Consider the following 8,206-nt stretch of genomic DNA (forward strand, 5'->3'; position numbering starts at 1 on the left):
TCGTTACCTCCATGACTGCTCCAGTTGCTTCCGGCTGGAGCGGTTGCCGGGCGGGGCTTGCACCCGCTGGAAAACGCCGCCTTTTCACGGCGCACACCCACAAGGGACGGTCGCCCGCGCGCAAAGCGGCCGTTCAGATAGGCTCCATCGAGCGCTTTGCTAACGAAATGCCTGCCGGATACCCAGCGCGATAATGAGGCCTCCACATGCGCGGTCGATCCAAGTCTTCACGCGACGATACGCCGTCGCAATCGCCGAGTGCGATAGAACACACACACGCTCCAGTGTCACGTCGCGAGAATGCTCTGGATACTTCGATGCCTCTTTGCGCGCGACTCCAATCAGTTGCTGTGCGAGATCTTCACATATATCCCACCGCTCGAATCGTTCTTCTTCCGTCAGGCCAACGACGAACTTGCCGTCAATAAGCCGCCCAGCGAGCTTCGGATGAGCGCCCGGCAGCGACGCTGGCGTGACGTTTCGAGGAAAATCTTCGGGTACCTGTTGGCTCATCTCAGATTCGCGATAACGCGTTTGAAGGTTAATAGAGTTCGTACGCGCGCGAAAGCGTCCCATCCGATCACCTGCGCCCGTCCATTTCATACAGTTTCTCTTTCAACTCCGCCGGCGCCCGCGGTGCACTGATCCCGAGGATCGGGTCTGTTCGCGCCAGACGGTCTTCACACCAGCGCGGCCAGTTCTCGACGTCATCGTCGAGCGCAAGCCATGCCTCCGGCTTGCGGCGAAGCACATCGGACCACACCCGAAAACCCCGCGGTGCGTCGCCGAATACGCTGAGGTCCATCCGACTGTGAAAGGTCGCGCCGACAACCCGTTCCCTCAATGCCGGAGTCAAACCGCGCGACACGCGACGAATGCTTCCACGGTAACGCCGCACCCATGACGCGCTGAGCACGATGCGCACACGCGGATACGGGGTCAGCGCGTCCTCAAGCAGCCGCGCATGCTCGAAAAGACTGTGATCCGGATAGCCAAAAATAATCGGCCCCGAGCCCTTTTCGTATACGGCGTCTGGATGCAGGCAACCGTCCAGATCGAGATAAAGGACACGACCGCCCATCCGGCGCGGTGGTGGAACGGTATAAGCGGGGCCCGGCAGTCCTGTCAGCATCCCGCACTTAGCGTACCAGGTGAAAATCGCAAGGTTATGGTTTCGGAGAGAGTCGATGGGACCAGCGCGTTCTTCCATGGAGAATGATCTCCTTTTACGACGGCTCGCCAGCAGGGCAATAAAGCTCGACCGGATCGCGCCCGGGTCCAATGCAGCTCCATGGGCTTGTTCAATCAGCGTTAAACGCGTAACAAATCAAACCCCATCGACCGACAGGATGGCCAGACTCGCGCTGAGAGTCCGTTGTACGTCAACCGACCTTACCCCATGGTGGGCTCACATGCGATGAAACGTAGGTCTCGGGCCTGAGCAGCGTTGACACTCGGATGATCATAGACGTCCGTCATGGCTGGCCACAGGGTGCCGGGCCGCCGGCGTAAATGTTCCATGGTTCGATGGGCACGCAAGTCGCGCGAGGAGAGCCACAACACCTACACTTTGTAACCGATAGCGCGTAACATATCCTTACGCCATTGAACGTCCTCCTCGTTTTCCACGCCGAGCGGCGGGAACCCGTCAACCACCCCCACGATGCCGCGCCCTTGCTCCGTCTCGGCAACCAGAATCTGCGTGGGATTCGCTGTCGCACAGAATATCCGGCATACCTCCGGCACGGTTTTTATCGCATTCAGAATATTGACTGGGTAAAAGCCGTCGCCGAGAAAAATCACGAAACTGTGGCCCGCGCCGATGGCCGTGGCATTCTGGCACGCCAACTCGACCAAGCCGGCGTCGGTGCCAGACCGGCGCACAAGACGCTTACCTGACGCTTCACAAAAGGCCAAACCAAACTTGATACCCGGAACGGTACCGACCATTGCCTCGTGCAGATCCTCGACAGACTTGATGAAGTGGCTTTGCCCCAGGATGAAGTTCGTCGCTTCAGGTTTGACGATAGTTACCGTAAGCAGTTGCATATCTGACCTCGTTCTGTGCCGCCAGGAACACTGCGCAGAGGCGGTTTTGGCCAGCAGGCGGATGTTGGTTCATCACGTCTCGCCGGACAGCGAGCGTCTTGGCCATAATCAAGCCTAGTACGAACCGGAGACGCATGCCTGTGCATTCGTGCACTAGAATGGATTTCTCACAGTACCGGGCAGTGCTGGTGAGTCGTATCAGGCCTGCCAGGTGGATTCGTGTTGGAGAAGTGCACATGCCAACGTACCAATATCGTTGCGAGAAGTGTGGCCATTTGTTCGAGCACGCTGAACATCTCGCCGAACACGAGAGCGCCCATCCGAGTTGCCCGAAGTGCGGAAGCGAGACGTGTCAGCACGTACCCACGCCATTTATCGCCAAGACGTCGAAAAAGAGCTGAAATCTTGGTTCGCGTCAACTCGTCCATGGAGCGGATGATTCACTGTCGGCGCTCCCCTGGCGTCCGGACGGTGGGTGCCACGTGGGCGCAACAGCACAAGGACCCCATGAGTCGTCTAGTCGTCGTTTCAAATCGCACTGCCGATCCTCGCAAGCCTGCAGCCGGCGGACTCGCCGTAGCGGTAAAGGACAGCCTGCTACAGACCGGTGGGCTCTGGTTTGGCTGGAGTGGCAAGATCTGCGAAGCGGCGGATGGTGCAACAGTCGGCCGGGGCGAAGTTCATGTTCAAACGGCGGGCAACGTCACCCTCGCGACACTTGATTTAAGCCGGGAAGATCACGATACGTATTACCTGGGTTACGCCAACAATGTCTTATGGCCGGTATTCCACTACCGGCTGGACCTGGCCAATTTCGACACACGATTCGCTGCAGGCTATCGGAGGGTCAACCAGTTATTCGCGCACAAGCTGCTGTCGCTATTGAAGCCTGACGATCTCATCTGGGTTCATGACTATCATTTGATCCCGCTCGCGGCCGAGTTGCGAGCCATGGGATGTAACAACCGCATCGGCTTCTTCCTGCATATTCCGATGCCGCCGCCGCTAATCATGGCCGCGATTCCGGAACACGAATGGCTCATGCGCTCGCTCTTTGCCTACGATCTGGTGGGCTTTCAAAGCAAAGCCGACCTGACGCATTTCACTCACTACGTCGAATCGGAAGCGCAGGCACAACAGTTGAGCCCGGATCGTCTTCGGGCATTCAATCGAACGTTGAGGGTCGGCGCGTACCCCATCGGTATCGACGTCGACGACTTCATTCGTCTTGCCGACTCGAAGGAAGGGCGCGACATGTTCGTCCGGATGCGCGAGGAGTATTCGCGGCGGCGTCTGCTGGTGGGCGTCGACCGGTTGGACTACTCGAAGGGATTACCGCAACGTGTCCATGCTTTCCGCGAGCTGCTGACCTTCTACCCGGAAAACCGCGATAGTGCGACGCTGATCCAGATCGCCTCCCCTAGCCGCGAGGACGTCGACGCCTACGACGATCTGCGGCGTCAGATGGATAGCCTGTGCGGGGCGATCAATGGCGACTTCGGTGAACTGGACTGGATGCCGGTGCGCTACATTCATCGCAACGTGGCCCGAAAGCGTCTGCCGGGTCTCTATCGCGCGAGTCGAGTTGCGCTCGTTACGCCGTTGCGGGACGGCATGAATCTGGTCGCGAAAGAGTTCATCGCCGCACAGGACTCCGCCGACCCGGGCATGCTGGTGCTCTCGCGCTTTGCCGGAGCCGCGGAGCAATTGAAGGAAGCGCTGCTGGTCAATCCCTACGACACGCAAGGCACGGCGCAGGCCATCCAGCGGGCGCTAACGATGTCGCTCGATGAACGGATTAACCGGCATGAAGCGCTTCTTCAGCGAATCCGCAAGTTCGATGTGCACTGGTGGAGTTCGACATTTCTGCAAGCGTTGGAAGATTGCGGGCAGCAAGAAGAGGCGGCGAGCGGTATGCACCATCTATCTGGCTGAGCACGGTCGGCAGGCTCGTGCATCAGCGAATTCACACTCCCGACCGTTAAGGGACTTTCGGAATTCCCGATGCCGGCCATTCAAATGACCATTTGAGGCTGCGCTGGACGCTTTCATGCCGTCTGGCCGGTCAAGTCCTCCGGTTGGACGCGCCCCTTTTTTTCTGCTGAACTAAAGAGCCACCGCCGCTTGGTCGAGTTTCATTCGACTCGTTGCTCGCTCGTTCTGCTGTCAGTGTCGTCAATCGGAAAGGCCCTTCCCGCAATGGCGTCGGAGCACTATTCTTTTCATCAGGTGGGGTGCGAGGCCAGCCTCGCGAACGAAAGTTCGGTGCGAGGCTTCTTAAGACGGCAGCGCTTCATCGCGCCTGTGCGCGATGGACCAACTATTCAAGGAGGCGGCGTCATGGATGAGTTTGCGATTCAGGGATTTCGCGGAAGGCTGATCGGTCCGTCAGACAAGGACTACGACGAGGCGCGAGCGCTCTACAACGGCATGATCGATAAGCGGCCCAAGGCGATAGCCCGCTGCACCGATGCCGCCGATGTCATGTCGGCGGTCAACTACGCGCGCGAAAACAAACTGCTTCTCGCAATCCGCGGAGGCGGACACAACGGTCCCGGTTTGGGCAGTTGCGACGGTGGCCTGGTCATCGACCTGTCGCAGATGCGCAGCGTGCGCGTCGACCCAGCGAGCCGCACCGTGCGTGTCGAACCAGGCTGCACTGCAGCGGATGTCGATCACGCGACCCACGCTTTTGGCCTCGCCGTACCGCTCGGCATCGTCGGCAGCACGGGCGTCGCAGGTCTGACCCTGGGCGGAGGAACCGGCTACCTCACGCGCAAGCACGGCCTCACAGTCGACAATTTGCTGGAGGTGGATGTAGTGCTGGCCGACGGCTCTTTCGTCACCGCTAACAAGGACAAGCACGTTGACCTCTTCTGGGCTGTGCGCGGCGGCGGCGGTAACTTCGGCGTGGTCACAAGTTTTCTATTTCAGGCCCACCCAGCCAGAATGGTGTTCGCCGGTCCGATCTTCTGGGACGCCAAGGATGCCAGGCAAGTTATGGCGACGTACCGCGACTTCATCCCACACGCCCCCGAAGAGCTTGGCCTGTTTGTCGGCCTCAAAACCGTGCCTCCAACCGATCCCTTCCCTAAGGAGCACTGGAACAAACGCGCCTGTGCCCTGATCGGTGCCTTCAACGGGCCGATCGCAGAAGGTCAGAAACTCATGGCCTCGCTGCTCGAGAAACTGCCCGTCCCGCTGTTCAACTGGATGGGCGAGATGCCGTGGACTGCCATCAACAGTCTGTTCGACCCGTTTTTCCCCAAAGGCTTGCAGTGGTACTGGAAGGGCGACTTTGTGAAGGCGCTGCCTGACGAGGCGATCGACGTGCACATCGCTAACGCGCTCAAGGCACCGACCCCGTTCTGCCTGATGCATCTTTACCCCATCGACGGCGCCGTTCGGCGGATCCCCAGGGATGCCACGCCGTGGAGCGCGCGGGACGCGTCTTTTTCGATGGTAATTGCCGCGGTCAGCCCGGATCCCAAGGACGCCGAGGCGCTTAAGACCTGGGGCCGTGCCTACTGGGGGGCTATCCACCCGTTCAATCTGGAAGGCGCCTACGTCAATTTCCTGGACGCCGACGAGGCCGAGAACCGAGTCGAACTAAGCTACGGCGAGAACTACACGCGCCTTGCGTCGATCAAGGCGAAGTACGATCCCGATAACCTGTTCCGAGTCAACCAGAACATTAAACCGAAAGCGTGAAAATTTATGCGCGCGGCCTCGCGCGCCCGCGCCGCGTGGTGGTGTTCAGCGCGATCACGCTGCAAACATTGCCGTCGTCGTTGCCGGGTGACTTGTTTGGGCCGCGCACGTTTGAAGAGCGTCCACGTCGCGCGAACCTGATCAGCGCGATGCGTGAATCAAATCGGAGCTAACCGAACTCCGCGGGGTTCACGTTCCCCGCACTCCATTGACTGTGCAGAAGGTTGAGACACGCTGTGCGAATAGGCCCGGTCTGCGATCGGTCGTGATCGTCCTTCACCCGGGGCGTTAGCGACATGTGTTCGCCGCGTCGGCATGCGAGGCGGGAATCGTGTACCGATTAGCCGCTCTCGCACTCCGGTTTTTATTTGAGGTCGACCGTGACGAAGCTTCGTGCGTGATTGCGCTGGATCAGCAACGCTGCCTTCTTGCCAGCCCTTGCCGCAAGCGATGCCAGTTCATCCTGCGACGCGACCAGCGTGCCGTTCAACGACAGCACAACATCGCCCGGCTTGATGCCGGCAGCGGCCGCTGTCCCCGACACGTCGTCGACCATCAGGCCTTGAGGAAGATCCATGCTGCGCCGCTCCTGGTCGGTCAAAGAATGCATCGTGAGGCCAAGATGATCGAGCGCGTGAAACTGCCGCGAGCCTGCGTCAGAGCTTGGGCCTGCAACCCCGCCCGCACCTGCGTTCGCCTCTTGCGACGCTGGCCCGACATTCACCATCACCGTCATCGGCTTGTGATCGCGGATCAGCTTCAGCGGGACTTTCGTTCCGGTCTGCAACGCCGGGTTCTGTCCGGTTAGATCGGCCGCGTGGTCGATAGGCTTGTCGGCGAGTTGCACGATCACGTCGCCCGCTTTCAGATTGCTCGCCGCCGCCGGACTGCCCGGGTCGACCGACGTCACCAGCGCGCCCGCCGCGCGCGGCAGGCCGAACGCGCTCGCCAGATTCATATCGACGTCCTCTACCTGAATGCCCAGATTGCTGCGCGCATTGTCTTGAGCGCTTGGCTGGCCCTGCTGGGCTTGCTCACCCTGCAACTGTGAGCGCACCTTGTTCGCCATATTGATCGGGATTGCGAACGTCAGGCTCTGCAGGCGATCGCTATCGGCATACACCTGCACGTCGATGCCGACCACTTCGCCCGCGCGGTTGAACACAGGGCCGCCCGAGTTGTCGGGGTTCAGCGACACGTCCGTCTGGAAGAACGGGAACGTGCTGCCATCGGCGAGCGTGCGCGACGTCGCGCTGACGATGCCCGCCGTGACCGTGTTCTGATAGCTGTCTGGCGAACCGATCGTCAGCACCTGTTCGCCGACGCGCACGCGCGCCGAATCGCCGAGCTTGACGGTAGGCAGCTTCGTCGCGTCGATCTGGATCACGGCGATGTCGCTTTGCGTATCGACAGCCACGATTTTTGCCTTGAACTCGCGCCGATCGGTCAGGCGCACGGTCACGTCATCCGACTGATCGACGACATGCGCCGTCGTCAGAATGAGACCGTTCGGGCTCACGATGAAGCCCGATCCGACGCCGGACATCACCCGCGGCGTGGCGCCCAGGCCGTTTTGCGATTGTGGCAAGGCCTGCTTGAAGAACGAGAAGATCGGATCGTCACCGTCGACCGCTTCGGCGCTGGGACCCAAAGCGGGCGTCGCGCTCGCGGGCGCATTCACCGGCACTGTCACGCGGATATTCACAACAGCCGGCCCATAACGATCGACGATCGCGGGAAAGTCGATTGGCGCGGGCGTGCTGCCGGTTGCGGCGCGTATTTCCTTCGCTCGCGCGGTGGCGGGCGCCGGTGGTGGTGCCGATGCAGGAGCAACCGCGGAAGCGGCTGCCGGAGAAGTGACGACTGCGGCCGCGTCCGCGCAGGAACAACCGGTCAGACATGCCGTTGTTACGGCGGTGTAAAACCAGATGCGAGACAGAGTTGAGTGGGTCGATTTGGTATGGTTAAACACAGCGCACCTCCCATGGTGCCTTGCACTGTGAAGAAATTATTTCGCGCGTCTGATAGCGCCGAGCGCGTTCCATTGCGCTCGCGCGCAGGGATACGATCGACCCGATACATGAACTTCGATGGATCAAAGTCGACTTGAGATTCGGCTGCAGCATGTTTGCCAGCAACGGGCCATCAGGACGCGAACGGTTTGCTCGCTCGTCTTCTTTTATTTATAGGGAAGCAGCGAGCAAATTGCAGCGAGTACAAATCCTGGCGTGCGTCAAAGGGTTGTCGTCGGCCCGCGTTTCATGCGGTGATACTCGTCTAGGAACGCAGCTGATCACCGATCTACCGAAGGCGCACCTTGAGCCGCTCCATTCAGCATGCGGTGAGTAATTTGCGATCGAAGCGCCTGCAACTCCCCGCTTGCCCGCATATCCCGAATGACGGCCTCCACCCGGGGCACGAGTTCGCGGTTGCGCTCATTCAGGAA

At 60.2% G+C, this 8,206-nt stretch carries 6 protein-coding genes and 1 pseudogene; 3 read left to right on the forward strand and 4 right to left on the reverse strand.

What is annotated here, in order from left to right:
* Positions 1-159: 159 nt before the first annotated feature.
* From B0G73_RS39690 to B0G73_RS39705, 3 genes and pseudogenes are all read right to left on the reverse strand, one after another.
* Positions 160-267: pseudogene (locus B0G73_RS39690) on the reverse strand (LysE family translocator); the annotation flags it as partial.
* A 313-nt stretch (positions 268-580) separates the two neighbouring features.
* Positions 581-1,210, reverse strand: a complete 630-nt coding sequence (locus B0G73_RS39700) for an HAD domain-containing protein (RefSeq protein ID WP_181196780.1) — start codon at positions 1,208-1,210, stop codon at positions 581-583.
* 353 nt (positions 1,211-1,563) lie between these two features.
* Complete coding sequence (locus B0G73_RS39705; protein WP_106286470.1) at positions 1,564-2,049, reverse strand: adenosine-specific kinase; 486 nt, start codon at positions 2,047-2,049, stop codon at positions 1,564-1,566.
* 236 nt (positions 2,050-2,285) lie between these two features.
* Here B0G73_RS39705 and B0G73_RS39710 point away from each other — a divergent pair, with 236 nt between their 5' ends.
* From B0G73_RS39710 to B0G73_RS39720, 3 genes are all read left to right on the forward strand, one after another.
* Positions 2,286-2,450: a zinc ribbon domain-containing protein gene (locus B0G73_RS39710; RefSeq protein WP_106286471.1), complete on the forward strand. Its 165-nt coding sequence runs from the start codon at positions 2,286-2,288 to the stop codon at positions 2,448-2,450.
* Between the two features lie 106 nt (positions 2,451-2,556).
* Complete coding sequence (gene otsA, locus B0G73_RS39715) at positions 2,557-3,984, forward strand: alpha,alpha-trehalose-phosphate synthase (UDP-forming) (RefSeq protein WP_106286472.1); 1,428 nt, start codon at positions 2,557-2,559, stop codon at positions 3,982-3,984.
* A gap of 405 nt (positions 3,985-4,389) precedes the next feature.
* Complete coding sequence (locus B0G73_RS39720; RefSeq protein ID WP_106286473.1) at positions 4,390-5,760, forward strand: FAD-binding oxidoreductase; 1,371 nt, start codon at positions 4,390-4,392, stop codon at positions 5,758-5,760.
* A gap of 364 nt (positions 5,761-6,124) precedes the next feature.
* Here B0G73_RS39720 and B0G73_RS39725 read toward each other — a convergent pair whose 3' ends face one another.
* The gene (locus tag B0G73_RS39725) at positions 6,125-7,465 is read right to left on the reverse strand and encodes a trypsin-like peptidase domain-containing protein (RefSeq protein ID WP_106286474.1); all 1,341 of its coding nucleotides are present in this window, start codon (positions 7,463-7,465) and stop codon (positions 6,125-6,127) included.
* Positions 7,466-8,206 lie beyond the last annotated feature (741 nt).

This window comes from Paraburkholderia sp. BL25I1N1 (assembly GCF_003002025.1).
Taxonomy (GTDB): Bacteria; Pseudomonadota; Gammaproteobacteria; order Burkholderiales; family Burkholderiaceae; genus Paraburkholderia.

Bases quoted from the DNA above. Each gene is read 5' to 3' on its own strand.
- B0G73_RS39720 (WP_106286473.1), top strand. From the start codon at position 4,390: ATGGATGAGTTTGCGATTCAGGGATTTCGCGGAAGGCTGATCGGTCCG.
- B0G73_RS39710 (WP_106286471.1), top strand. From the start codon at position 2,286: ATGCCAACGTACCAATATCGTTGCGAGAAGTGTGGCCATTTGTTCGAG.
- otsA (WP_106286472.1), top strand. From the start codon at position 2,557: ATGAGTCGTCTAGTCGTCGTTTCAAATCGCACTGCCGATCCTCGCAAG.
- B0G73_RS39705 (WP_106286470.1), bottom strand. From the start codon at position 2,049: ATGCAACTGCTTACGGTAACTATCGTCAAACCTGAAGCGACGAACTTC.
- B0G73_RS39700 (WP_181196780.1), bottom strand. From the start codon at position 1,210: ATGGAAGAACGCGCTGGTCCCATCGACTCTCTCCGAAACCATAACCTT.